Source organism: Actinosynnema sp. CS-041913, assembly GCF_050942485.1.
GTDB lineage: Bacteria > Actinomycetota > Actinomycetes > Mycobacteriales > Pseudonocardiaceae > Actinosynnema.
Window position 1 is genome coordinate 2,300,369 of sequence record NZ_CP192037.1, and the last position, 23,670, is coordinate 2,324,038.

At 68.3% G+C, this 23,670-nt stretch carries 24 protein-coding genes; 8 read left to right on the plus strand and 16 right to left on the minus strand.

Going from position 1 to position 23,670, the window contains the following annotated elements; genetic code table 11:
- Positions 1 to 97: 97 nt before the first annotated feature.
- The 4 genes from ACQPZF_RS11310 to ACQPZF_RS11325 form a co-directional block, all read right to left on the minus strand.
- Positions 98 to 313 carry a hypothetical protein gene (locus ACQPZF_RS11310; RefSeq protein ID WP_433270997.1) on the minus strand — a complete coding sequence of 72 codons (216 nt, stop codon included), beginning with the start codon at positions 311 to 313 and terminating at the stop codon, positions 98 to 100.
- Between the two features lie 78 nt (positions 314 to 391).
- Positions 392 to 2,215, minus strand: coding sequence for a LamG-like jellyroll fold domain-containing protein (locus ACQPZF_RS11315; protein ID WP_433270999.1), 1,824 nt, complete (start codon positions 2,213 to 2,215; stop codon positions 392 to 394).
- 411 nt (positions 2,216 to 2,626) lie between these two features.
- Complete coding sequence (locus tag ACQPZF_RS11320) at positions 2,627 to 3,415, minus strand: ABC transporter permease (RefSeq protein WP_433271003.1); 789 nt, start codon at positions 3,413 to 3,415, stop codon at positions 2,627 to 2,629.
- 44 nt (positions 3,416 to 3,459) lie between these two features.
- Positions 3,460 to 4,404 carry an ABC transporter ATP-binding protein gene (locus tag ACQPZF_RS11325; RefSeq protein WP_433271006.1) on the minus strand — a complete coding sequence of 315 codons (945 nt, stop codon included), beginning with the start codon at positions 4,402 to 4,404 and terminating at the stop codon, positions 3,460 to 3,462.
- A gap of 69 nt (positions 4,405 to 4,473) precedes the next feature.
- On the opposite strand from ACQPZF_RS11325, the gene ACQPZF_RS11330 reads away from it, so the two are divergent.
- A complete protein-coding gene (locus ACQPZF_RS11330) occupies positions 4,474 to 5,112 on the plus strand; it encodes a TetR/AcrR family transcriptional regulator (RefSeq protein ID WP_433271008.1) in 639 nt (212 codons plus the stop codon).
- Between the two features lie 268 nt (positions 5,113 to 5,380).
- Here the strand turns inward: ACQPZF_RS11330 and ACQPZF_RS11335 are convergent, their stop codons facing one another.
- The gene (locus ACQPZF_RS11335; RefSeq protein ID WP_433271010.1) at positions 5,381 to 6,328 is read right to left on the minus strand and encodes a cupin domain-containing protein; all 948 of its coding nucleotides are present in this window, start codon (positions 6,326 to 6,328) and stop codon (positions 5,381 to 5,383) included.
- Between the two features lie 129 nt (positions 6,329 to 6,457).
- Here ACQPZF_RS11335 and ACQPZF_RS11340 point away from each other — a divergent pair, with 129 nt between their 5' ends.
- Positions 6,458 to 7,069, plus strand: a complete 612-nt coding sequence (locus ACQPZF_RS11340) for a flavodoxin family protein (protein WP_433271012.1) — start codon at positions 6,458 to 6,460, stop codon at positions 7,067 to 7,069.
- Between the two features lie 302 nt (positions 7,070 to 7,371).
- Here the strand turns inward: ACQPZF_RS11340 and ACQPZF_RS11345 are convergent, their stop codons facing one another.
- From ACQPZF_RS11345 to ACQPZF_RS11360, 4 genes are all read right to left on the minus strand, one after another.
- On the minus strand, positions 7,372 to 8,940 hold the full coding sequence (locus ACQPZF_RS11345; protein ID WP_433271014.1) for an FAD-dependent monooxygenase: 1,569 nt from the start codon (positions 8,938 to 8,940) through the stop codon (positions 7,372 to 7,374).
- Positions 8,933 to 9,322: an amidohydrolase family protein gene (locus ACQPZF_RS11350; RefSeq protein ID WP_433271016.1), complete on the minus strand. Its 390-nt coding sequence runs from the start codon at positions 9,320 to 9,322 to the stop codon at positions 8,933 to 8,935. Before ACQPZF_RS11350 ends, ACQPZF_RS11345 begins: the two co-directional genes overlap by 8 nt.
- A 53-nt stretch (positions 9,323 to 9,375) precedes the next feature.
- Positions 9,376 to 9,945 carry a carboxymuconolactone decarboxylase family protein gene (locus ACQPZF_RS11355; protein ID WP_433271019.1) on the minus strand — a complete coding sequence of 190 codons (570 nt, stop codon included), beginning with the start codon at positions 9,943 to 9,945 and terminating at the stop codon, positions 9,376 to 9,378.
- A 195-nt stretch (positions 9,946 to 10,140) separates the two neighbouring features.
- Complete coding sequence (locus ACQPZF_RS11360; protein ID WP_433271021.1) at positions 10,141 to 11,148, minus strand: helix-turn-helix transcriptional regulator; 1,008 nt, start codon at positions 11,146 to 11,148, stop codon at positions 10,141 to 10,143.
- A 53-nt stretch (positions 11,149 to 11,201) separates the two neighbouring features.
- Between ACQPZF_RS11360 and ACQPZF_RS11365 the strand changes: the two genes are divergently transcribed.
- The gene (locus ACQPZF_RS11365) at positions 11,202 to 12,329 is read left to right on the plus strand and encodes an epoxide hydrolase family protein (RefSeq protein ID WP_433271023.1); all 1,128 of its coding nucleotides are present in this window, start codon (positions 11,202 to 11,204) and stop codon (positions 12,327 to 12,329) included.
- 255 nt (positions 12,330 to 12,584) lie between these two features.
- Positions 12,585 to 13,196 carry a hypothetical protein gene (locus ACQPZF_RS11370; protein ID WP_433271025.1) on the plus strand — a complete coding sequence of 204 codons (612 nt, stop codon included), beginning with the start codon at positions 12,585 to 12,587 and terminating at the stop codon, positions 13,194 to 13,196.
- 5 nt (positions 13,197 to 13,201) lie between these two features.
- Here ACQPZF_RS11370 and wrbA read toward each other — a convergent pair whose 3' ends face one another.
- The 3 genes from wrbA to ACQPZF_RS11385 all read right to left on the minus strand — a co-directional run bounded on the left by wrbA (position 13,202) and on the right by ACQPZF_RS11385 (position 16,195).
- Positions 13,202 to 13,807, minus strand: coding sequence for an NAD(P)H:quinone oxidoreductase (gene wrbA, locus ACQPZF_RS11375; RefSeq protein WP_433271027.1), 606 nt, complete (start codon positions 13,805 to 13,807; stop codon positions 13,202 to 13,204).
- A 347-nt stretch (positions 13,808 to 14,154) separates the two neighbouring features.
- Positions 14,155 to 14,640 carry a ribonuclease domain-containing protein gene (locus tag ACQPZF_RS11380; RefSeq protein WP_433271029.1) on the minus strand — a complete coding sequence of 162 codons (486 nt, stop codon included), beginning with the start codon at positions 14,638 to 14,640 and terminating at the stop codon, positions 14,155 to 14,157.
- A 25-nt stretch (positions 14,641 to 14,665) separates the two neighbouring features.
- A complete protein-coding gene (locus ACQPZF_RS11385; RefSeq protein ID WP_433271031.1) occupies positions 14,666 to 16,195 on the minus strand; it encodes a hypothetical protein in 1,530 nt (509 codons plus the stop codon).
- Between the two features lie 1,862 nt (positions 16,196 to 18,057).
- On the opposite strand from ACQPZF_RS11385, the gene ACQPZF_RS11390 reads away from it, so the two are divergent.
- From ACQPZF_RS11390 to ACQPZF_RS11400, 3 genes are all read left to right on the plus strand, one after another.
- On the plus strand, positions 18,058 to 18,351 hold the full coding sequence (locus ACQPZF_RS11390; RefSeq protein ID WP_433261520.1) for a transposase: 294 nt from the start codon (positions 18,058 to 18,060) through the stop codon (positions 18,349 to 18,351).
- Complete coding sequence (locus ACQPZF_RS11395; RefSeq protein WP_433261518.1) at positions 18,348 to 19,232, plus strand: IS3 family transposase; 885 nt, start codon at positions 18,348 to 18,350, stop codon at positions 19,230 to 19,232. The genes ACQPZF_RS11390 and ACQPZF_RS11395 overlap by 4 nt, the downstream gene beginning before the upstream one ends.
- 524 nt (positions 19,233 to 19,756) lie before the next feature.
- The gene (locus ACQPZF_RS11400; protein ID WP_433271033.1) at positions 19,757 to 20,455 is read left to right on the plus strand and encodes a hypothetical protein; all 699 of its coding nucleotides are present in this window, start codon (positions 19,757 to 19,759) and stop codon (positions 20,453 to 20,455) included.
- A 223-nt stretch (positions 20,456 to 20,678) separates the two neighbouring features.
- Here ACQPZF_RS11400 and ACQPZF_RS11405 read toward each other — a convergent pair whose 3' ends face one another.
- From ACQPZF_RS11405 to ACQPZF_RS11420, 4 genes are read right to left on the minus strand one after another with little or no spacing between them, the layout of a single operon-like run.
- Entirely contained in the window at positions 20,679 to 21,476 is a 798-nt protein-coding gene (locus ACQPZF_RS11405) for a hypothetical protein (protein ID WP_433271036.1), read from the minus strand.
- 13 nt (positions 21,477 to 21,489) lie between these two features.
- Positions 21,490 to 21,804 (minus strand): hypothetical protein, encoded by a 315-nt coding sequence (locus ACQPZF_RS11410; protein ID WP_433271038.1) that lies wholly within the window; start codon positions 21,802 to 21,804, stop codon positions 21,490 to 21,492.
- Positions 21,805 to 21,817: 13 nt separating this feature from the next.
- On the minus strand, positions 21,818 to 22,570 hold the full coding sequence (locus ACQPZF_RS11415) for a hypothetical protein (protein WP_433271040.1): 753 nt from the start codon (positions 22,568 to 22,570) through the stop codon (positions 21,818 to 21,820).
- A 7-nt stretch (positions 22,571 to 22,577) separates the two neighbouring features.
- Complete coding sequence (locus ACQPZF_RS11420; RefSeq protein ID WP_433271042.1) at positions 22,578 to 22,916, minus strand: hypothetical protein; 339 nt, start codon at positions 22,914 to 22,916, stop codon at positions 22,578 to 22,580.
- Positions 22,917 to 23,170: 254 nt separating this feature from the next.
- Here ACQPZF_RS11420 and ACQPZF_RS11425 point away from each other — a divergent pair, with 254 nt between their 5' ends.
- Positions 23,171 to 23,551 carry a hypothetical protein gene (locus ACQPZF_RS11425; protein WP_433271044.1) on the plus strand — a complete coding sequence of 127 codons (381 nt, stop codon included), beginning with the start codon at positions 23,171 to 23,173 and terminating at the stop codon, positions 23,549 to 23,551.
- The last annotated feature ends 119 nt before the right edge of the window (positions 23,552 to 23,670 follow it).

Genomic DNA, 23,670 nt, shown 5'->3' on the forward strand with positions numbered 1-23,670 from the left:
GCACGCCACCGGCGAGGTGGCGCGACACCTCTCTGTGACCAGAGAGCGGTGACCTGCCCGTTGATCCCATTCTTCTCCCGGGGGTCAACGGGTCTTTCTACTTCGGACCGGGCGGAGGAGCCTTCTCTGCAGCGCGTTCCAGGCGCTTGAGCAGGTTCGCGGCATTGGGCCGGGACTGCGGGGCTTTGTAGAGGCACTCCGCCACCAACGCTGCGGGCGTCGAGGTCAGGTCGGGCGCGTCGGTGTGCAGGTGCGTCTCCCTCAGCTCGTGGTCCCGGCCGGGTGAACGGCCGGCCTCCTGCCGGCCGTTCACCGGCGATGATCCCTATGGTCGAGCACACTCCTTGCCCATCCGCCCAACAGGTCGGACGCCCCCTGAAGGCAGTGACGATCACCGCCTGGCGGTCAGGAACTGGTCGGGGCGCAGTCCCTTCGCGGTGATCCGCGTGTCGCCGATCCAGCCGTGGAAGCCTTGGCCGTAGCGCAGCGCGAACTGGGTGCCCCCGAGCGCGAACGGCCGGCCCAGGGTCGAGATGCCTTGTGACTCCTCGGCTGCGTTGCGGGCGATCTTCGCGCCGTCGACGTACATCCTGGTGCGGCGGCCGTCGTTGACCACGGCGACGTGCGTCCACCGCCCGACCGGCACGGCGTGGCTCCAGGACGTGGGGTCGGCGTCGCCTGGCACCGGGTAGACCACGAACTGGAGGAACCGCTCGCCGGACAGGTTGAGGCTGCACGTCGGCTCGTCGTCGGACCAGCCGCTGGTCTTGCCGGCGTCGCCGGCGCGGCCTTCCCAGCTAAGCAGGCCCATCCACGCGTGGTCGCCGACGAGTGGGTCGGGCAGCTTGAAGAACGTCTCGATGGTGTAGCCCGCCTCGAACCGCATGGCGTTGAGCGGTGCGGTGTCGGATGTGCGCAACACCGCGCCGCGGTCGGGGTTTTTGCCGCCGTCGAAGCGCAGGCTCGCGTGCGCGGGCTGGCCGTCGTGGTGCTCGGCCGACCAGGTCAGCACGTCCGGGCCACTCCCGTGCAGGCGCGTGACGGTGAGGTCGTTGCCCCGGCCGGTGAGGTCCCGTGCCACCGCGCCCGCCGGCACAGGCCCTTCCGCCACCGGGAACCCTGCCGCGTCGAACCGCCAGTACGCCACCGTGTCACGGGTGACGACGGTGCGCGCCGGACGCGCCGGCGGCACGGCGGGCGGCGCGAAGCCCGCGAACCGTTCCCGGAAGTCGATCTCCACGGTGAACCGGTCGGCATCGCCGGTCAGCCGCGCGGTCTCGTTCTCCGGCTGCGTGTCGCCGTCGCGGTCCAGCAGCCATGGCGAGAACGTCTCCACGTCGATGACGTTGCGCGACAGGTCGAACGTGTAGAACCGGACCATGCCCGCGCCACCGTAGTAGCGGTCCTGGTAGTTGGTCAGGTGTAGCTGCACGTCGTGGCCGTGGTCGTTGACCAGGGTGGTGCGGCCGGACGGCCAGTAGTGCCCGTTGAGGGTGAGGAAGATCTGGTCGTTGCGACGGATCAGGTTGTCCCACAGGTGCCTGCCGTGCGCGGAGAGCTGCGCGTCGGGGCTGCCCGCGACGAGGTCGTGCGTGGTGAGGATGGCGGGCAGTGACCGGTGCTGGTCCAGCACTCCCTGTGCCCACCGGATCCCCTGATCCGACACCCGCCAGTCCAGCGCGAGCACCAGCCACTGCCGCCCGCCGGCGCGGACCACGTGGTAGCTGTTGTAGCCGTCCGGGGCGAACCCGCCGAAGGTCGGCATGCGGCGGAACCGCCCCGGCCCGAACACCCTGGAGAACGGCGTCGGCCCGCGCCGGTCGTCGGTGTTGCCCGGCACGTCGTGGTTGCCCGCCAGCACGCTGTAGGGGACGCCGTCGGTGAACACCGAGTCGGCCAGTCGCACCTCGGTCTCCGTGCCGTGTTCGGTCACGTCCCCCAGTTGGGTCAGGAACACCACGTTGGCGTCACGGCGGCGTGCCACCTCGCGCAACGCCACGCGCACCGGCTCGGGGTCCGAGCCACCCTCGTCGAGCAGGTACTGGGTGTCGGGCAGCACCGCGATGGTGAAGCGGGGGTCGGCGGTGTCCGGTCGGGCTGCCCTGCCCCCGTCGCCGTGCGCGACGGGAGCGAGCACCGCCGGTGCCATCGCGGCGGCAGGCGCCACGACCGCGGCCTGGAGCAGTGCACGCCGTCCGACTCGGTTCTCCGCCATGAAGGTGCCTCTCTGCCGATGGGGTGGCGTGAAGCCTGGCCGGGCCGCGTTCCACGGCGCCGACATGCGCGGGAACAATCCGCGCACACTGGTTGAACCATTGGCCATCCGTCGCGTGATCATGCAGTCGTGGCCGGTCGGCAGTTCCCACACCTGTGCCGGTGCTGCTGCGCCCACTTGAGGGTGCCCGCATAGCCCGGCAAGAGCCTGAGCGACGGCCGCCCGGTAACCGGTCCTCAGCCAACGAATACCACGGGCGAGTTCGCGGCTGACGGGCGCAGCCCTCCGCGGTGGCATCACCCCGCCAGCCTCGCGGGATCCATTGTGGTGAACGGCGTGCGGAGCCTTTCCGGCATCCCGCACGCGTGCTGATCCAGCGGGCGCTTGCTGATCAGCCTATCCGCACGGCGGTCACACATCCTGGGTGCGGATCACCCAATGGCTGGCGGTGCTGACGGCTGCCGTTGCCACGAGCAGGATCAAGATCCCGAGTCCTGGTGCGACCGCACCGTCGACCGGGACCACCGTGTACGCGGCCTGCCCGGCGGTGAACGGCCAGAACCGCCCGAATGCCTCACCGATGGCTCCGGGGATGCCTGGCAGCAGGGCGGGCACGAGGAGCAAGGCACCGACGAGCACGGCGAGGCTGCCGGTACTCGATCGCGTCAGCACCCCGATGGCTACCCCGACGAGCGCGACCGTCGTCAGGTACAGCGTTGCCGCGCCAAGTGCGCCCAGAACCCCCGGATCGCCGAGTCCGGCAGCGGGCAAACCCGCGCCGTGCAGCATGAGCTGGACCACGCCGAAGCTGATGAACGTGGTGAGCAGACTGATGACCAGCGCGACCGCCGCCACGACGAACGTCTTCGCGGCGAGAAAGCGAGATCGCTTCGGCGCCATGGCGATGCTGGTGCCGATCATCCCACTGCTGTACTCGGGCGTGATGCTGAACGCTCCGAGCATTCCGATGAGTAGCTGCGCGAACAGGAACCCCTTCAGACTCCCCGCGGTCGGATCCCAGCCGGCGGGCACATCCGACAGCGAGCCACCGAGCAGGTCGGATATGCCGAGCACGCTGAGCGTGACACCCGAGGCGATGGTGCTGAATGCGACGATCCACGTAGTGCGGACGCTACGGAGCTTGGTCCATTCGGAGCGGATCATGTTCCTGGTGGGGAGGAAGCCCCATCCGGTGCGCATCCCTCCGGGAGTGTGCGACTTCGTCCGGAACGAAGTGATTGTTTTCATGCTGCCCGGCTTTCGTACTCGGTGACGTCGTGGGTGAGTCGGAGGAACACGTCCTCAAGGGACTCGCGTACCCGGGTGAGTTCGTCGAGCGCGATGCCCTCGGCCGCGGCGATCTTGCCGACGAGGGCCGGGTCGGCGCCGGTGACGAGCAGGTTCCCGCTCTCGCCCCGCTCGAACGCGACTCCCGCCCGGTTCAGCGCGCGCCCCAGCTCGCCGAGGGTCGGCGAGGAAACCGTGACGGTCTGCGTCGTGTGCGCGAGGACGAAGTGCTCCAGTGTCGATTCGGCGACGAGCCTGCCCTGGCCGATCACGACGAGGTTGTCCGCGGTCAGTTCCATTTCGGACATCAGGTGACTGGAGAACAGGATCGTGCGGCCCTCCGCCGCCAGGTTCCGCAGCAGCGTGCGTGCCCACCGGACACCCTCGGGGTCCAGACCGTTGAGAGGCTCGTCGAAGACCAGGACGTCCGGATCGCCGAGCAGGGCCGTCGCGATGCCGAGACGCTGGTTCATGCCCAGCGAGAACTCGCCCGCCCGGCGCCCGGCCGCGTCGGTCAGTCCTACGAGGTCCAGCACCTCCCCGACCCGGCGCCGGCCGAGGCCCGCGGCCTGGGCGAACGCCAGGAGGTGGTCGAACGCGGTGCGCTGGGGATGAACAGCACGTGCGTCCAGGAGCGCGCCGATGGTGTGCGGCGGATCGTCGAGCTCGGAAATCCGGCGACCGCCGATGGTGATCGTGCCCGCGGTGGGTTCGGTCAGGCCCAGGAGCATCCGCATCGCAGTGCTCTTGCCGGCTCCGTTCGGCCCGAGAAACCCGGTGACGGCACCCGGCTCCGCGGTGAACGACAGGTCGTCGACCGCGACCTTGCTCCCGTACCGCTTGGTCAGGCCACGTGCCCGGATACCGGCGCCACCCTGCGGCACCGTAGTCGACTCAGCCATGTGTTCTCCTTCCACTGAAAATCACACTACACAGTATAGTTTTCGCCCGGCTTAGAATATGATGAGAAGATGGCGACGACGAAAACAACAGCTCAGACCCCTGGTCGGCGGCGGCGCACCGAGAGCAAGCGGGCAGCCGTCCTCGACGCCGCCGAGTGGCTCTTCGTCACGGACGGCTACGAGCTGACCAGCGTCGACGCCGTCGCCGCGCGGGCGCAGGTGTCCAAGCGCACCGTCTACGACTACTTCGGAGACAAGCGGACGCTGTTCGGGAGCGTCCTGGCCCGGGTACATGAAAGCGTGACGGCGACCGTGCGCGAGGCTGTCGACCAGGAACTCACCGGGAACCGGGACCTGCGCGACGCGCTCACGGCCTTCGCGATGCGCGTGGTCACCGAAGCCTTCCCGTCTTCGAGCTATGTGGCACACCGGAGGCTGACCTCGCAGGGACCTTCGGTGCCGCGGTTGCCCGAGGCCGTGCACGAGCGGCCCGAACGCCTGGTGGAAGAGCGTTTCGCACAACTCGCCGCTGCCGGCGAACTCCGGGTTGCCGACCCGCGGCGGGCCGCGAAGCACTTCACCGCACTGACGATTCTCCTGGCACTGGAAGCGCTCCGGGACGATCCCACGGAAGCAGCCGCGCAGGCGGAGATCCCGGCGATCGTCGCCGATGGAGTCGACGCCTTCCTCCGCGCCTACCGACGCTGACACCCGTGGCGGAGTTCGGCGGAACTCCGTCGACGATCACCTGGTAGGACTTGAGCACGGCCGCGCCGACGAAGTTCAGGAACACCGAGCCGACCATGACCATGACCACGACCTGGCTGGACACGGTGGACTGGCGTTCCGGGGGCGCCAGGAGACCCGCCATGTTGAAGCCCCGACGTCACCAGCGTCCCGGCGGTGAGGCTCAGCAGGAAGGAGTAGACGACCGCGATCGGCAGCGAGTCCGCCCCGGCGGACAACCCGAGGTGCGCTAACGGCGTCGCCATGCTCCGGGTGCGATGCCCTCGGCACGGCGGAAAGCTCGACTGAAGGCGGCGTCCGTGTCGTAGCCGATCGTCCGCGCGATCTGCTGGAGGCTCAACCTTGTGTCACGTAGCAGTCTTTTCGCTCGGTATATTCGCCAGCAGGTGACGTAGTTGATCGGTGTATCGCCGGTCTTTTTCTTGAACGCTGCGGCGAATGCTGCCCGCGACATCCCGGCCCGGCGCGCGAGTTCCTCGACCGTCCATGGATGGGCGATATCGGTGTGCAGCTCGCGCAGGGCCGGCGCGAGCCTGGGATCGCTCAGCGCGGCCAGCCATCCGTGTGAGGTCGTGGCGGATGATGAGACGTAGGTCCGTAGCGCATACACGAAGAGGGTTTCGGCCAAGCGGCTCATGATGAATCCGGACCCGAAGCCGGGGAATGAGCGCTCCAGCTCCAACAACCGGAAGGTGGAGCGCAATGCGTCGTCGGCCGAGTCGTCGAGGTCGAACCGCAGCACGGGCGGCAGTACCCGCAGCAGAGGCTCGGTGACCCCGGTGTCCAAGGACAACCGAGCCGAAACGATCTCGGTCAGCGGTCCGTCACCGCCATGGCGCACCGAGGGATCGCGCTTGGCTGCCAGGAGGCTTTCGCAGGAGACCATGTTTCGCCCAGGCTCGTCCGCGACGGCGAACTCGGCGTCGGCCTGGACCAGAAGGCAGGCGCCGCTGGTGAGTAGTTCCGGTGCCGTGCTCGCGCCGTGCAGCCACCAGCAACGTCCGCTCCTGATCATCATCACGTAGGTCGCGCGGGGCGAGCGGAACGAGATCCCCCACGGCCCGCGGGCCTGCACTCGCACATATTGCGAGTCCTCGCCAGACCTTCCTGACAGGACATCGTCGATGGCATCCACATCGCCACGGTAGACGATCAGCCGTAAAAACAAGACGATCAACGATCGTCCGTCTTGCAACTTCGTCGTAGCGTCGATGTGACACGGGAGGTACGCCGACGCGGCTCCCACTACGACGAACGCCCCTCGTTCGTCGTTGCAGCACACCAGCCGAGCACCATTGGAGTTGACATGCCCGAGCCCACCACCCCGACCCCTTCGGTCGCCATCGCCTTCCACTCCGGCTACGGGCACACCGCGGTCCTCGCGGAGGCCGCCCGGCGCGGGGCGGAGGCGGCCGGCGCCGACGTGGTCTTCGTGCCGGTGGACACCATCACCGAGCAACAGTGGCGGCAGTTGGACGATGTCGACGCGATCGTGTTCGGCTCGCCCACCTACATGGGCAGCGCGTCCGCGGCATTCCACACGTTCGCCGAGGCCACCAGTCGCCGCTTCGCGGAAGGCCGTTGGGCCGACAAGCTCGCGGCGGGCTTCACCAACTCCGCGTCCAAGTACGGCGACAAGGCCGGCACGCTCGCCTTCTTCGCCACCTTCGCCGCCCAGCACCGCATGCTGTGGGTCAGTCTCGGCCTCGCGCCGGGCTGGAACTCGACCACCGCCTCCGAGGACGATCTCAACCGCCTCGGCTTCTGGGGCGGCGCCGGAGCGCAGACCCCGCTGGACGGCGGCGTCGAAACCGTTCACCCGTCCGACATCGCGACCGTCGAGCACCTCGGCGGCCGGGTCGCCCGCCAGGCGGCACTCGTGGTGGCCGGACGCCGCAGTGCGTGCCTCGCTTCCTGAGCCCGAACCGTCGTGGCGTGGATGAGCGCGCCGGCGATGTCGATCCGGCCCGGGGTCCTGACCACCGATTCGGGGAGGATTGCGCTTGCCGTGGATGTCGGCGGTCTTGCCGAGCAGCGGCGCCCACATCGCCCCGGCCGGCAACGCGCTGGCGTTGAGCCAGGCGGGCTGGTCGGGGCCGAAGTGGTCGAGCATCTACGGGAGGACGATGAGTGGCGCCGTGATGACGGTGTCCACCATGACGTTGACCAGGATCAGGATGGCCATCTGGCCGACGAGGCGCTTGTTCCACCGCGTGTGCATCAGTAGGGCCTGACCTGGGTGCCGATCGACCGGAACGGGGCCAGGTGCTCGATGACATCCTTCTCCCGGTCCGCCGGGACGCGGGCGATGAGGTACCCGTCGGTCCTGATGAGGATCAGCTCACCGGGGTAGGGCTGGTAGACGCGCTGGAACTCGCCCTCGCTGTCCACGACGGCACTGTCCGAAGTGGACCCGATCCGGTGTACGTGCATGTGGGTCGGTTTGGCGTTGTCGAAGATGACCGGGTCGGTGTGCTCGTACGCGATCAGCGACCAGTGCGGTCCGCGCATGAGGTCGAACAGGTCGCCGCTGAAGCCCTCGCCTCGCAGGCCGCCGACGTTCGGCGCGCGGTCGCCTGGGACGGGGCCGGACGTGGGTCCGCCGGGGTGGACGAGCGGGCTCGTGCGGTAGTGGATCCCCAGCCCGCTGTTGAGCGCGCCGTCGCCGATCCTGGCGAGTGCCGAGCCCAGGCCGTCCTCCGCGCCGCGACCGGCCTGCGCCATGGTCCTGCTCATCTTCTCCGTGCTCGTCTCCAGCACCGTGCGGGCGACCGGGATGCGTTCGGCGCCATACGTGTCCAGCAGGTGAATCCGCGCGCCGTCGAGGACGCTGGTGATCTTCCAGCCTAGGTTGTAGGCGTCCTGGATGCCGGTGTTCATGCCCTGGCCACCCGCCGGCGAGTGCACGTGGGCGGCGTCCCCGGCGAGCAGCACGCGACCGTTGCGGTAGTTCTCCACCATGCGGACGTTCACCTGGTACACCGACAGCCAGGAGGCGCTTCCCAGCGCCACGGCGCCCTTGCCTGCCCGTGCGTCGAACAGTTGCTGGTAGAACTCCATGGATGGGGCCCCCGCCTGCTCGCCGGGCAGGATCGGGCTCTGGAACTGCCACAGGTCGTCGCCGAGTGGGGTGAGGCAGAGCATGCCGTGCTCGGACGGCCAGATGTGTATGTGGCCGCGGTCCAGGCCCGGCACCGTGACGTCGCCGAGGTACCAGCGCTGCTCCTCGTAGGTCCTGCCGACCAGCGGGAGCCCGGCCAACTTGCGGGTGGTGCTCTTGCCGCCGTCGGCGCCCACGACGAACCTGGCGCGAACGCCGCGGTCGCCGTCCGGTGTCCTCAGGGTGACGGAGACACCGTCGTCGTCCTGCTCGATTCCGACCACTTCCGCGGCGAACTCGACGTGTCCGCCGAGCTCGCCGAGCCGTTGCCGCAGTGCCTGCTCGACATCGAACTGACCGAGCCACAGCACGTCCGGGTACGGGGTGTGGAACTTCTCGTCCGCCCGCACCGAGATCGGCGGCTTGTCGACCACCGCGCCGGCCGGCTCGTGGAACCGCACGGGCAGCCCGGCGACACCGCGCCGCAGGACGTGGTCGACGGCGCCGAGGTCGTCGAGCACCTCGAGCGACCGGGGCTGGATGGCCTTGGCCCGCGTGGTGCGGCTCGGCGCCGGGTTCCGTTCCACGACCCGGTGCGCGACACCGCGACGAGCGAGGTCGCACGCCAGGGCCAGACCGGTCGGCCCGGCCCCGATGATGAGAACGCTGGTGTCGAACGCGTCAGTCATGGCGTCCTTCCTGGGTGTGTTGTGCGACAACTGGGAGCGTGTCCTTGCAGATGACGAGATCGGCGAGCATGCCGGGCCGCAGTGTGCCCAGCCGGTCGTCGACTCCCATCAGGCGCGCGCTGTTCGACGTCGCGGCTCGGATGGCGTCCATCGGGCTCATGCCCAGCTCCACGAGGCACGACAGTTCGGTGAGGTTCTCGCCGTGCGCGGAGATGCCCGCGTCGGTTCCCGCGGCGATGTTCACCTTCCGCTCGATGGCGGCGGCGATGTTGTGCCTGGTGCGGAAGCCCACGACCTGGAACGGAAAATGAGCCACGCGTTGCCCGGCCTGCGCGTGCAGGACCGCTCGGTGGTCCTGCGAACGGTCGAACTGCTGGGCCACATCCTCGACACGGAGGGAAGGTCGGTGCGTTCCGTGCCACTACTGGCCGAAGGTCACTCCGCATCCGCGGGCAACGGGACGTCATAGGCGTTGAGCACCAGGGAAATACTGGTGTACTGGGCGATCAGGAAAACCAGCTCCGCCGTGCCGGCCGCACCGAGACAGCCGACCGCGGCGCGGTAGAGCGCGCCCGGCAGCGGGCCACCGGCGTAGAGGCACGCCGCCACGTCGTGGGCGATCTCCTGTTCCGGCGTCAGACCGGAAGGCCGTTGCCCCGCAACCAAACCCGCGACGACCGCGCTCGACAGCCCGACCGCCGACGCGACCCTGCTGTGGGAGTACAGCTCGTAAGCCGCGCCGTACCGTGCACCCGTGGCGAGGATCGCGACCTCACGCACCCGAGCGGGAAGCACGGACTCGCCCGTCAGCGTGGTGAACCACTCGAGCAACGGGCGCGCGAGCCGGGGAAAGCGCAGCAGCGCGGGAAAAGGGCCGACCAGCGCACCGTCCTCGTCCGTCGACGTGAACGGAACTCGCTGTCCGTCCATGATCCGCCGAGCTTGCTCGTCGAGCGGGCGCTGCTCGTCCGAGAGGTCGCCGGGCTTGATCGGGGGCATTCGCACGGTTGCTCCTGTCGAGATCCGCTGTTGGCGATTAGTCTGCGACAAAGTCGTCTCGGAACCTGTTGATTGCACGTTTCCTGTCACGAGACGCCTGCACGCGCACGAAGGCTGCGCCGACCGCAAGGTGTACCGACGTTGCCGCCGTGGTTGCGCAGCACCTGCCGGATGCGCGGACCCGTCCCCATCGGATCGGCGCTACTCGGTGGCGCGGAGGTAGCGCTCGCCGAGCGTTCGGACGTGCTCGACCAGGTCGGGCGGCTCGGTGACGTGGAAGTCGAGGCCGAGCATTCCGACGTAGACCGCGATGATCTCCAGGCTGTCGCCGCCGGTCACGAGTAGCGAGGTCGATTCGTCCACCGCCTCGACCACGCCGACGGCCGGGTTGATCCGCGCCAGCACATCCTGCGCGGGCGCGAGCACGGTGATCCGGGCATGCACCTTCCAGCCCGCGGTGGCCACATCGCGCAGGACGAAGCTCGTGTAGTCCCCGCCTGGGAATGGAGCCGGCGTGAAGCGGCGGTTGGTCGCCATCCGCAGCGAGATCCAGTCGACCCGGTACGTGTTCCACTCGCCGGTCTCCGTGCCCCGGGCGACGAGGTACCAGTGCCGTTCCCAGCTCACCAGCCGGTAGGGCTCCATCAGTACCGGCCAGTTCCCGAACGGTGCCGAGGTGTCGTTGCGCCGCGGCGTGTCGTCCTCGCGGTCCGGGGCCCGGTAGTCGAAGCGGAGTAGCTCCGAGTCCCGGATCGCCGCCGCGATGGTCGCCAGCACTGTCGCGTCCACCACCGGGTCCGCCACGTTGGTGCCGGTGTCCGCCGGCCCTTCCGACACCGCGTCGCGCAGTGCGGTCACCTGCCGCCGCAGCCGGTGGGGCAGCACCTGTTCCAGTTTCGTCAACGCCCGCGCGGCGCTGTCCTCGATACCCGCGACCCCGCGGCCGGCCCGCAGCCCGACCGCGACCGCCACCGCCTCCTCGTCGTCGAGCAGCAACGGCGGCAGCTTCGCTCCGATGCCCATGCGGTAGTACCCGGTGGGTCCGCGTACGGCCTCGATCGGATAGCCCAGCTCGCGCAGCCGATCGATGTCGTTGCGGATCGTCCGCCCGCTGACGTGCAACCGTTCGGCCAGCTCAGAGCCGGGCCACGTCGGTCGTGACTGCAGCAGGGCCAGCAGGGCGAGCAGCCGGGACGAAGTTTCGAGCACGAGCCGATCATATAGGAACGTAATGTTCCTATATGGGTTCTACGGTCTGTGTCATGACGAACGACAGCGAGATCCGCCCCTTCCGCATCGACGTTCCCCAGGCCGACCTGGACGACCTGGACGAGCGCCTTGCCCGCACGAGGCTGCCGCGGCCGGCACCCACCGACGACTGGGAGTACGGCACCCCGAACAGCTACCTCGCCGAGACGGTCGACTACTGGCGAACCAAGTTCGACTGGAGCGCGCAGGAAGCGCGGATGAACGAGTTTCCCCACTACCTCACCGAGATCGACGGGCAGAACGTCCACTTCATCCACGTTCCGTCCAAAGAGGACAACGCGACTCCGTTGCTGCTGCTGCACACCTATCCGGGCTCGTTCGCCGACTACCTCGATTTGATCGGCCCGCTCACCGACCCGGTCGCACACGGCGGCGACGCGACCGACGCGTTCTCGGTCGTGGTGCCGTCGATCCCCGGCTTCGGCTACAGCACGCCGCTCACCGGTCGCGGCTGGACCATGCGGAAAGTGGCCGAGACGTTCGACAAGCTGATGCGACGTCTCGGGTACGACTCGTACGGCTCGCACGGCAGCGACGGCGGCGCGATGATCTCTCGCGAGTTCGGGCTGATGCAGCCGGAGGGCTTCCTCGGCCTGCACGTGCTGCAACTCTTCTCGTTCCCCTCGGGCGACCCGGCGGAGTTCGAGAAGCTCGAACCGAAGGACTACGCCGCGCTCCAACACCTCGAGTGGTTCCAGTCCGTCGGCGGCTACAACGAGATGAACGCGACGCGCCCGCAGACCATCGGGGCCGCCATCGCCGATTCACCGGTCGGGCAGCTCGCGTACAGCGAACTGTTCAACAATTTCGGCAACGGGACGAGCCTCGTCACGACGGACCAGATCCTGACCCAGGTCTCCCTCTACTGGTTCACCAACACCCAGGCGACGGCCGGCCGCTACCACTTCGAAGAGAGGAAGGCGGGCCACGAGCCGATGGTGAACCCGTCGCGTACCGGCGTCGCGGTCTTCGCGGACGACTTCAAGACCATCCGGACCTTCGCCGAGCGGGACAACTCGCACATCGTGCACTGGTCGGAGTTCCCCGACGGCGGGCACTTCGCGGCGATGGAGCGCCCGGACATCCTCGCCGAGGACCTGCGGACCTTCTTCCGCACCTGATCCGGACCCAACCGGGTCGAGGGCCGCGACCTGCTGGTGACCCTGCCGCTGACGCCGTGGGACGCCGCCCTGGGCACGACCGTGGCTCTCGACACGTCCGGCGGCCAGGCCAGGGTCCAAGGTGCCGCCTGGGACCTCCAGCGGGCGGCTGTTCGCCGAGCTGGCCCGGCTCCACCGGTCGCCTTGAGTACGGGGCAGGGCGTCGAGCGCGGCCTGGGGCGCTTGGTCGCCCGTCCTGGGCAGTAGCCTGCACAAATGGTCGATCCGTTCGGGATGAAGCTCGGCGCCAAGGCCGCCCGCCTGCTGGCCCGGCTCGGGCGCACCGAGATCCGCCCGGGGTTGACGGAGCAGGAGCTGACCGGTGTCGAAGCGCGGTTCGGGTTCTCGTTCGCCGACGACCACCGCGCTTTTCTCGCGGTGGGGCTGCCCACGGGAGGAGGGTGGCCCGACTGGCGCCGCGGCGACGCCGCCCAGCTCCGTTCCTGGCTCGACAAGCCGGTTGAGGGCGTGGTGTTCGCGGTGGCGGAGGCGGGTTTCTGGCATCCGGGTTGGGGCACGCGGCCTGCCGGGCGGACAGCCGCCGTGGCCGGCGCGAAGGCGCACTTGGCGTCAGTGCCGCAGCTAGTCCCGGTCTACTCGCATCGCTACCTGCCCGCGGGCCGGGCGACATCCGCTCACCCGGTGTTGTCGATCCGCGGCGCCGACATCATCCCCTACGGATACGACCTCATCGACTACGTGCACCAGGAGTTCGGCGGCCCGCAGGACAGCACCGACGAGGAGCGGCAGGTCGTCGCCGTCACAGCGGCGTTCTGGGCGGACTACCTGTCCTGGTCGAACCAGGAAGGTGACTCCGCCGCCGGGTGACCGAGTCAGGCGCTGAGCTTGCCCGCGATCCGGACGACCCGCTGTGCCAGGTGGTCCAGTGCGGCGAGTTCGACCTCGCCCAGCGGGGCGTCGTTGTTGCCGCCGGTGACGTGGGAGACGCCGTAGGGATTGCCGTCGGCGAACTTGAGCGGGTCGGTGTACCCCGGCGCGGCGACGATGCCACCGAAGTGGTGGATGGTGTTGTACAGCGCGAGCAGCGTGGACTCCTGGCCGCCGTGTGCCGTCATCGAGGCGGTGAATCCGGCGTACACCTTGTCCGACAGCAGGCCCTGCGACCACTGCGGGCCGAGCGTGTCGAGGAACTGCTTGAGCTGGCTGGAGACGTTGCCGTAGCGGGTCGGTGTGCCGAAGAGGACGGCATCGGCCCAGACGATGTCGTCGGCGGTGGCCTTGGGCTCGTCCTTGGTGTCGTCGAAGTGCTTGCTCCAGGCGGCGTTGGAGGCGATGGCCTCGTGCGGGGCGAGTTCGGCGACCTGGCGCAGCCGCACCTCCGCCCCGGCCTGCCGCCCGGCCTCGGCCAGCCGCTTGGCCATCGCGTGGACGGTGCCGGTGGACGAGTAGTAGACGACCGCCAACTTCACAGTGGACATGCGGGTGCTCCTCGGCACTCGGGCCGTCCGCGTGCGGACTCGGCGAGTGCCGCGCGCACGGCCGTCGTTTCGTTCTCGTCCGCACTCTATGGAGCGGACCGGACCGGCGCTCGTCGGCGCGGCGGCGAGCGCCCGGTTCCACCCGAAGGGGTCTGGCGGCGTGGGGCGCTAGCGGGCTGGGGTCAGCGGTCGGGGGTGAAGGGCGACTTCGTCCACCGTGCCCTTGGGACTGATCTGCGGCGCGTTGCACAGCCGGACCGGTCGGGTGTGCCCTTCCCTGCTCGGGTAGGGCACACCCTCGGACACCGCAGAAGGGGCTCTGCCGGGCTGTGCAACGGTGGGCCGTCCTACTTCCGGCAGTTCTTCCCGGTCAGCGCCCGGAAGTTGCGGTAGTGGTCGGCGGTGTAGACGATGCAGTACTCGACTTTGTCCGACGCGTGTACGAAGCCGACTACGATGCGCTCGCCGTCCCGCTGGTGTCCTTTCGTCGGGTAGCAGTTGACGTCGTACTCCAGGTAGCGCTCGATCCCCTTGGTCAGCAACTTGCCTTCGGTGTTCTTGTAGATGCCACCGCTGTGGCACCAGGGGTTCTTCGAGTACTTGAAGTCCCACCAGTCCCGGTAGGCGGGCCAGTTCTTGCTCCGCCACCGCTTGGCCGCGATCAACGCCTCCTTCTCCGACCGGTCACCGGCCGTGCCGGCCGCGGGCCCGACCATGGCTCGTGCGTCGATCCGCGTGGCAGGGCCGGTGCCGGTGACGCCGGCTTCGGCGTGGAAACCGCCTGACGAAACGGAAATGACCAGGGCGCTGACGAGAACCGCGGTCGAGCGCACGACGCCCGTACTGCGTCGACGGCTGCTAGACGGGCGTGAGCGCATCGGGCTCGCCCCTCAAGTCGGTCGTCAACTCGACCGTCGCGTCGGGCCGCCGGGAGTCCGGTACCTTGGGGCTCTCCTCGGGCTTGAACGGCTGGTGCACCTGGACACCGAGGACGTGCGCACGGTGATCGGTGAGGTTCGGCACCTCCGAACCGACCGGGGGCTCGACGGTGAGCGTGAAGCTCTTGCCGTCGGCACTCCGCTCGAAGTTCGCTTTCTTGTAGCGGTTGCGCGCGATGGCCAGCGGGATGCCGAACAGGGTGACTCCGAGATCGGCGGACTGGCGCAACTCCTCGCCCGCCTGGTTCCAGCGGCCGGCGTAGTACGTGACCTTGATCGACGGGAGGCAACCGAGCACCAGGCCCTGCTGCATCCAGAATTCGGCGACCTCGTCCGCGGGGTAGTGGAACAGGTGGTAGCCGGTGATGTCCTGCCCGTCGTTCTTGACGGCTTCCTTGAGGATGCCCGGATCGAACCAGCCGGTCTTGCCGTCTTCCGACAACAGCGCCGGAGCGGCCTGCACCCACGACAAACCCCGCATGGTGATGTCGATGTCGATCGACACCTGCGAAGCGGCGAACTTGTCCACCGAGTAACTGGCCGTGCTGGTGCCGAACGCGAGCAGCCCGGCCCAGCCGATGATGCCGCCTGCCCTGCCGTCGATCTCCAGGCTGGCTTCGCCCTCCTTGTAGTGCCGGGCCTTGATGTTGATGGCAACGGACGATCTGGCGGCCTTCTCCAGGTCCGCCCTGATCGCCTTGGGGTCTCGCGAGGGCTGGTACGCGACGCGGTACTTCGTGGTCTTCCCGTCGGGGGCGACCGTCTTGAGCCCGCCGTTCTCCTTGCTCGGATCGTGGGTGTTCTTGATGGCCTGGTCCCTCCGGCCGCGCGCCGCCCCCTGCATGTTGATGATCGGGAGGTACTTCTCCAAGGCGTTGATGTACTCGCACAACGCCACCAAAATCCCGTCCGACTCCGAAGGGCGGTTGGGCAGCGCCGCTTCGAGGTCGTCCACGTTCCCGGTCTGGAACTTGAAATGCGGTTTGTCCGCCCAGATCGGGATCTGGTAGTCCAGGATGTACCCGATCTTCGTCCTGGCGTTCGCCGTCTGCATCTCCTCGTCGGTGATCTCGCCGAATGCCCGCTCGTAGTCGCTGACCAGCATCTGGCCCGCTTCCTGGTTGTCGATCTGCCCCTGCTCCAGTGCTTCCTCGTCCTTGCTGCTGAGGAGGAACTGCACGTCGCGGAGGTAGGCGAGGTACTTGGTGCCGGCGAGTTCCGCACCCAGGATGTACTCGCCCGCCACGGTGCTGCTCGGGGTCGGTCGATAATTCAGGTAGGTCCACGCGAGCTCGGTGAACCAGTTCGACTTGTCCTTGTAGTAGAACGGAAATCCGCCGGCCGCCCCCACGTTGACCGGACGTGCGTCCTTGATCTCCGTCAGACTGCGGGACTTCTCGGCCAGTGCTCGATAGTAGTCCATCGAGGTGTACAGGTCGCGATGCGCCACTTTCAACTCCATTCGGTCGTGATTCCGCGCGGAACGTGCCCGGTGCGGCAGGAGCGCTTCTGCCGCACTTTCCTGGTCGCGCCTGGCCACGGCCGGCGCGGCGTCATCGGTCACCGGCCGGAGCCTGAACGCGATACGCTTTCACCCTTTCTCGCGCTGGCCGCAGATACGCGCCCTCGGTGGTCTTGGTCATCGACTCGGGCACATTGGGAAGGCGGGACTACCGCCCTGTAGCCAATACACCACACCTGGACGTGATGAGAAACCTGGCGTCCGCTAGATCGCTCAACAGGGCACCCCGCATCCCACCGAAGCGTTCGGAGCGCTGTTGAGTAGGCACTGTTGAGTCTGGTTTCCGTGCACATCCGTGTGACACCGACACCACTCGCACTGTCGGTGTCGCCGTCTGTGAGCGGCGGCGCATGAAGTACGTGATGCGCCTGCTCTGGTCGAGGGCGCGCTTTGATCCGGAACTCCGGATTGGACAGCCGGAGCAAACGGTCATTCTTCTCACTCGTCCGATCCGCCGGTCACCAATGGCTGGCCTGGAGGTGGCGCTGCGCGCGCGAAAAATGCCCGGACGGGCGTCGGCGAAACCTGGCCAGGGGGATTCCGGCGGTTTGCGCTCCGCCGCCTCCCGCTTGGCCGACTCGCGGTAGCGCTCCAGCTCGGCGCGGCCCTCGGCGGTGTCGGCGGCCAGCGTCGAACGGCACTGCGGCGGCACGGGCGCGATCGAGTCGACGGAACGCGCGCCGGCCGCCGTGACCGTTCGCGGCGTGCGCCCCCGACCTCGGCGGGCAGCACTCGACCACCGCCGTGGTCGACGCGCTGCAAGCCGAACCGCGCCACCGCCGCGACGAGCGTGACGGCCGGGCGCCGACCTGCCGCGAGCGGAACCTGGGGCGCGGAGTTCCACAAGATCGGAAGAGAGGACGAGCGGTGCTCGGTGACGGCGTCGCGTTGACCACCCTGGATAGGACATTCACAGAGCGCCGGGCAATCTAATGCTCGATCAAGCCAAGCGCCAGGTCTGAGAGGCCTTTGAGCAGGTACGACAGGAGGTCGTTCGGCTGTCCGGCCGGCTCGGGCCCACTGCTTTCCGGCGGCTACTCGACCTGTACGAGGCGGATCGCGGCCTCACGGCGCGGGCTTCGTTTCCGGCTGCGCGCGCAGGCGCGCACGGCGGAGGGCACCGTTCCGGTGGTGCTGCCCAAGCATGTCCGTGATCGGCGCATCGTGGCCGCCGGTGACGAACTGGTCAGCGAGGAGACCGCGCGGGAGCTGCGGAAGTGCTCCGGACCGCCCCTGCCGTGCCGCGCGCAGCGCGGCTGCGAAGTCATACCGGGGATCCGGACCCGGCAGAACGAGGATCAGTGGTGCGTGGTCGACGCTCGCCCCTCAGCCATTGCCGTTCCCATGCGCCGCCGGTCTCGTGGCTGCCTGGCCCGTGAAGACAATGTTTAGCCTGGGCAAGCGACTCGGTGTCCAGGCATGTGTCAGGACATGTCTATAGACACCTCTTGAACCTTATCGACTTGGAATAGGGCCGCTCAACAACGGTTTTCCCGTCAGCCATCTATGTGTGAGGCGGGTCACATGCGTTGATCCTATGATGCTTCTTGCGGGGGTCGATTCGCCTCGACCGGCGCACCCTGGCCCTTCTGTTGGTAGCGGTTGAGCGCGGGGTTTCGGCGGTACCCGCTGGAGACGGGTTCCGCCATCAACATGAAGCCCCGGACGGCGTGTCGCCGTCCGGGGCTTTCGCTCGCGTGGACACCCCGCTGTCCCGATGGACACATGAGGTTGTCCCCTTGAACCGGACACCCTGATCCCAGACAGCGGTCTGGGGAAGGATGTTCCCCGTGTCAGGCAAGTCGAAGTACCCCGAGCAGTTCCGCAGGGACGCCGTCGCGTTGGCCCGTTCGTCGGACCGGCCGTTGCGGCAGGTCGCCCGTGAGCTGGGCGTGAACCACGAGACCCTGCGCAACTGGGTCCGCACCGCCGAACAGGCCCAGGCCGGATCGGTCGGCACGGCGGCGGTGGTGGTGGACCAGGAGGAGCTGCGGGCGCTGCGCAAGCGCGTGGCCGAGTTGGAGCTGGAGAAGGACATCCTCCGCAAGGCCGCCGCGTATTTTGCCAAGGAGATGGGTCGTTGACCCGCAGCTACCGGTTCATCTCCGAACACCGTGCCGCCTTCGGCGTCACCCGGCTGTGCAGGGTCCTGCGCGTGCGACGCCCGGGCTTCTACGAATGGCTGGCCGCCGCCCCAGCCAGGGCGGAGCGGGCGAAGGCGGACGAGCGCCTGGCCGCCGAGATCGCCGAGGTCCACGCCGGTCACCGGGGTGCCTATGGGCGTCCGCGGATCGTCGTCGCGCTGCGTCGTCGAGGCCGGCGGGTGAACCACAAACGGGTCGGGCGGGTCATGCGCGAACGCGGGGTCGTCGGGCTCACCCGCAGACGCCGCAGGTCGTTGACCAGGCCTGATGCGGTCGCGGCGCCAGTGCCGGATCTGATCGGCCGCGACTTCACCGCCCTGACGCCGGGGATGCGGCTGGTCGGGGACATCACGTACCTGCCCACGCGGGAGGGGTGGCTCTACCTGGCCACGGTGATCGATCTGCACAGCCGCGAGGTGGTCGGGCACGCGATGGCCGACCACATGCGCGCCGAGTTGGTCCGCGACGCCCTCGACCTCGCCGTCCGACGCGGCCTGACCGGCGACGACGCGATTTTCCACGCTGATCGCGGGACTCAATACACCTCCGGACTGTTCCGCTCCGCGCTCGCTGGTCACGGCTTCCGGCCGTCGGTGGGGCGGACCGGGTCATGCTTCGACAACGCGGTGGCGGAGTCGTTCTTCGCCACCCTCAAGACCGAGATCGGCACCACCGTCTGGGACACCCGCGACGCAGCCCGACGCGACGTTTTCGCCTACCTGGGCTACTACAACCACGACCGTCTACATTCGACACTCGACTACCGCACTCCGCACGAAGTCAGCGTCGGCTATCGTCGAGACCTCACCCTCGTGGCATGAAATCCGGTGTCCGGTCATCGGGGACAACCTCAACATGTCGTGATCCCGCCTCTGGTCAGCACTTGCACGTTGTGGTCGAATCCGGCTCGTCACTCGATAGAGGTCATGTCGGCGGTCTCCAGCCGCCAGGTGGCATCCCGGTCGAAGGCTCAACCGCTACCGAATGAAGCATCCAGTGCTCTCGCGTCGTCGTGGGAGGTCTGGTTGGTCTACGTGAAAGGGCTACGCGTGTACACCCCCCACGATCGCGACCGGCTGAGCGGCCGGTTTGTCTGGGCTGATGTCCCGGTGCTCGGTCTGGCGTTCGCCGCTGCTTGGTACCTGTCCCGCTACGAGCACTACTCGGTTCCAGAGGCTGTCGTGACCTCAGCGGCGACTCTTGGCTTGTTCACCGCGGTGCTCACCGTGCCGAGAGGCGTGCGCCGGATGGCCACGTTGTTGACCGCGCTCAGCGGGAGTCCGGCAACCACTGCACCCGATCTGACGGCGTCTGTAATCGTGGGTGAGCCGGCGGGGCCGCGGTAGTGACCACCGGGAAGTACCTGGCCGTACAGCGGTCCATGCTGAGGGCCGAGTCCGCGACGGAATTCCGCTCCATGCTCGACCGAATCCGGCGGGAGGCCGGGCTCAGTTGCGGACAGATCGCGGTGAAGGCGGGTATCCCGCGCAGCCAGGCGTACGCGCTCGTCGACGCCAAGCGCTCGGCCTTGCCGAACAAGCCCGACCAGGTGATCGCTTTTTTGAGGGCGTGCAACCTCTCACCGATGCACGCGGACATCGTCATGGACCGGCTCAGTGATCTGAAGCGGCGGCATGTCGCCGAAGGGGTGGCTGTACAAGGGCACTCGGAAGTCGTGGACTTCACGGGTGAAGGGAGAGCCTCAACGGCCGAACCACTGAGCGACACCGCGCCGCCGCGCGCTGGTCACGACAGGGAGGGCATCGTCGTCAACATGGGGAAGTTGACGCGTGCGCGCAGAAGCAACAACACGCCCCTTGTCCACCTCGTGCACTACGTGCTGGCGAGCGACGAACGGACCAGGCGGGCGAATCGGCTCTTGTTGACCCTCGGCTTCGTCCTCTCGCTGGTGCTCGTAGCCCTTGGGGGAGTGCTGATCTTGGTGCCCGACGCGATCCGGGCGTGGGTGGTCGGCGGTTTCGCCGGATCGGTTGCCGTGAGCATGCTGATCTTCATCAGGGCTGTGGTCCGGAGCTACGACTGACGTCGAGCAGAGGTTGCGGGTTCCGGTTGTCCGCCGGACATGCCCGGACTGCTCGTCTGCAGCGATACCGACTGGAACATCAGCCCTTGATCAGTGGCGGCTCTTAGCTTGTTCTTCAACGGCTTCCGGGTCACTCCCGGCCCAACCACCTGAGATTATTTCCGACTCAGATCCCCACTACGGCCGCGCCGACGGGAACCGGGGGCGCGGTCGGGTCGGTGGACTACTTGTTCAGCGACCAGTCCGCGTCGCCGTCCTTCACCGTGCCGTCGCTGTACTGGCCCGTGGACGGGTCCGGCCAGTGCCCGACCGGCGGGCCGGGGAAGAAGCCGTTGTCCACCGCCTCGCCCCTGATCGCCGCCATCTGCTGCGCCTGCACGCCCAGCACGGCGACCAGAGTGGTTACCGCGGCCGTGACCAGGCCCGCGCTGATCGTCGTCTGCCCGGCGGCCAGCGCCACGCCCGCCCAGGAGAACGCCACCGAGCCCAGCGCGGCGACGACCCCGACGAAGGCGATCACGAACTGCGCGATGATGAAGCCGAGTGCCACGTAGAAGGCCAGGCCCGCCGCCGCGCAGAGGCCGAGCGCGACCGAGAGCTTGTCGGCGATCGTGCCGAGCTTCCCCGCCGCGTTGCCCTGCGGACCGATGATCTTGCCGTAGCTGGTCGCGGCCGGGCCGGTCCACTGGAGGCCGGCCCGCAGCACCTCGGGCTTCGCCTGCCCGGCGACATTGCTCGCGGAGTGCTTCACGTCCTGCCAGTCGAACGCGTACTTGAAGAACAGCACCGGAGCCGCGATGCCCTTGAGCAACTCAACGAACTTGTCCCAGAGCCATTGAGCGGCGGCGACCACCTTGTCCACCAGGTACATGACGGCGTCTTTGACGAAGTCGGGAATGTAGAAGTGGTTCAGCCCTGCCGCCGCGGCCGGCCGGATCTCGCCCATCTTCTGGGACAGGGTGCCCATGCCGCCGTTGATCTTCTCGATCGCCGCGTTGAATTGCGCCTCACTGAAAGTCATTGGTCAACCGTCCCTAGTAGACGTTCCGGATCTTGTGCTCGTTCGCGGCTTCCTCGGCGTCATAGGTGTCCGCGATCTGCCGCAGTGTCGAACCGATCGCGGCGAGCTGCGCCCGGCCCTCGTTCGCCCGGCCGACGATCTGGTCGACGGCCTGTTCGTACGGGCCCACGATGAGCTGGAAAATGCCTGCCTCCAGTCGGGTCATGCGCAGCGATTCTGCTTCCGCGGCGGCTTTTCCGATCTCGTCGCTCATCGATTCCCAGGTGCCCGCCTCGGTCCGCAGCGCGCCCGTGGCGACCTGGACCGCCTGTTTGTCCGGTGGAGCCATGTGGGTGATCCCTTCAGGAGTCGGCGAGTCGGTGCGGATCGCCGAGGATGGACAGCGCCTCGGTGAACAGGCGGTCGAGGCCGGTCGACGGCTCCTGCTGCTGGGCGACGCTCGCCAGCCGTGCCTTGGCGAGCGCGAGCGCCTCGTTGAGCGCGTTCATCAACCGCGCAGCCGTCTGGTCCCTCACCCAGTCCGGGTCGGCGTCACAGGACGCGAGGCCGGAACCGGTGAGGGTGAGCCGCAACTTGCCCGCTGCGACCTCGCCGACACCGCCCGCCGGGGTCGGTGGTCGCAGTTGCTGCTGCTCGATGCCGTCGAAGGCCTTGATCAGCTCTTCCGCGAGTTCGCCGATCGGGCGCGGCTCGGTCTCGGCGACCTTCCGCCGCAGCGCGGGTGGCAACTCGTCGGACACCGGCCGCCGGGGTGCCTGCTCCGACTCCGCCTGTAGTCGGTCGGCCCGTTCCTGCCAGCCTTCCGACTGGAGCGTCCGCGTCCACTCCGCCATCCGCGTGCCCATGGCGGCCTGGGCCGCTTCGAGCACCGCGGACCCGAACGCGCCGGGCTCCAGCCTGCGGTTCCAGTCGAACTCCACCCGCACGGAGTCGGGCAGTCCGTCACGATCCAGCACGACGTGGACCGAACCCGTGCGGTCGCGGCCTTCCACCCGTGGCGGCGCCTTCGCCTGCGCGTCGGCGACCAGGCCCTGCAAGCCGGCCGCGTAGTGCTGGAGCTTGGCCATCTCGGCCAGGAATTCTTCGTTCACCATCCCCCTGTCATTGTGTCGACCTACCAGCGGGCGCACCCGCGCCGGGAAGGCCCACCGCGACGTTCACCATGGCGAACGCACCGAGCAGCAGGATCACGAGCGCATCGGTCAGCCACGCGATACCCAGCACTGCCACCGCCCCGGCCGCGATCGCCTCCACCACAGCGGCCACGACCAACACCGCCCGGGGCAGCCGCCGCGCGGCGAACGTCGCAACGGCCGCGAGGACCGTGACCACGATGCCCACGAACAGCAGGCCGACAGCACCCGACCGTCCCAGCGGCAGGCCGGTGGACACCGACGACCCGAACCGGACCACGAGCAACGCGCCACCGTTCGAGAGCACCGCGATGACCGCCCACAGGGCGATTTGCCTTTGGCGACGCACGCGCCGGCCGGAGAACATCACGCTCGACCGCGATCCGACCGGAATTCCTTTTCCGCACCCCGACCACGCCGGAGACCCACCCCGGTGACAGGCATTCCCATTGACCGCCCTCCACCGGCGATTTCGGTAGTTGAAATCCGCTCGACTTCGCGACCACCACTCGGGCAGTCCGCTCATCCGACTCCGGGCACGCAAGATCGGGAGCCATCATCATGCCCACCACCGAACTCCGCGTCGCCTTCCGCCCGATGTCACCCAATCAGCTCAATGACCGAAACTCCGCAGATATACCCATTCCGGTGGAATTACTTGCCTCACCGCTACATCCGCCGGGGCAACACCACCACCGACCTGCGGACCCCACCATCTTTTTCAACAATCAAAGCCAAACGGTGCGAGCCCCGATCGGGCTGCCTGCTGACTTCGCGGCTGTGCGCGCTGCGCTCGACATCCCGCTGCATGCGGGTATCGCGCGGCCGGCGGGAGGGTCGGGACGAGGGCCCCTGATGTCGGCCGCTTCGCCGACCGCCGCGACGTCGAGGGTGGCGGATTCGGACTGGCGCGAGGCGCTGGACGTCGGGCTGGGACAATAGGGGGATCGGCCGCTCGGCGACTCCTGTTCAGGTGCCTCGCACATTCGGATGCCACTGGCTGATCGTGACCGCGACCGACACGGCGGAGCCGGACGCCTGCCGGCTTCCCAGGACCGCAC

Excerpts from the sequence above, each read along its gene's own strand:
- ACQPZF_RS11315 (WP_433270999.1), bottom strand. The coding sequence starts at position 2,215 with ATGGCGGAGAACCGAGTCGGACGGCGTGCACTGCTCCAGGCCGCGGTC.
- ACQPZF_RS11320 (WP_433271003.1), bottom strand. The coding sequence starts at position 3,415 with ATGCGCACCGGATGGGGCTTCCTCCCCACCAGGAACATGATCCGCTCC.
- ACQPZF_RS11325 (WP_433271006.1), bottom strand. The coding sequence starts at position 4,404 with ATGGCTGAGTCGACTACGGTGCCGCAGGGTGGCGCCGGTATCCGGGCA.
- ACQPZF_RS11330 (WP_433271008.1), top strand. The coding sequence starts at position 4,474 with ATGGCGACGACGAAAACAACAGCTCAGACCCCTGGTCGGCGGCGGCGC.
- ACQPZF_RS11340 (WP_433271012.1), top strand. The coding sequence starts at position 6,458 with ATGCCCGAGCCCACCACCCCGACCCCTTCGGTCGCCATCGCCTTCCAC.
- ACQPZF_RS11345 (WP_433271014.1), bottom strand. The coding sequence starts at position 8,940 with ATGACTGACGCGTTCGACACCAGCGTTCTCATCATCGGGGCCGGGCCG.
- ACQPZF_RS11365 (WP_433271023.1), top strand. The coding sequence starts at position 11,202 with ATGACGAACGACAGCGAGATCCGCCCCTTCCGCATCGACGTTCCCCAG.
- ACQPZF_RS11370 (WP_433271025.1), top strand. The coding sequence starts at position 12,585 with ATGGTCGATCCGTTCGGGATGAAGCTCGGCGCCAAGGCCGCCCGCCTG.
- wrbA (WP_433271027.1), bottom strand. The coding sequence starts at position 13,807 with ATGTCCACTGTGAAGTTGGCGGTCGTCTACTACTCGTCCACCGGCACC.
- ACQPZF_RS11405 (WP_433271036.1), bottom strand. The coding sequence starts at position 21,476 with ATGACTTTCAGTGAGGCGCAATTCAACGCGGCGATCGAGAAGATCAAC.
- ACQPZF_RS11410 (WP_433271038.1), bottom strand. The coding sequence starts at position 21,804 with ATGGCTCCACCGGACAAACAGGCGGTCCAGGTCGCCACGGGCGCGCTG.
- ACQPZF_RS11415 (WP_433271040.1), bottom strand. The coding sequence starts at position 22,570 with ATGGTGAACGAAGAATTCCTGGCCGAGATGGCCAAGCTCCAGCACTAC.
- ACQPZF_RS11425 (WP_433271044.1), top strand. The coding sequence starts at position 23,171 with ATGCCCACCACCGAACTCCGCGTCGCCTTCCGCCCGATGTCACCCAAT.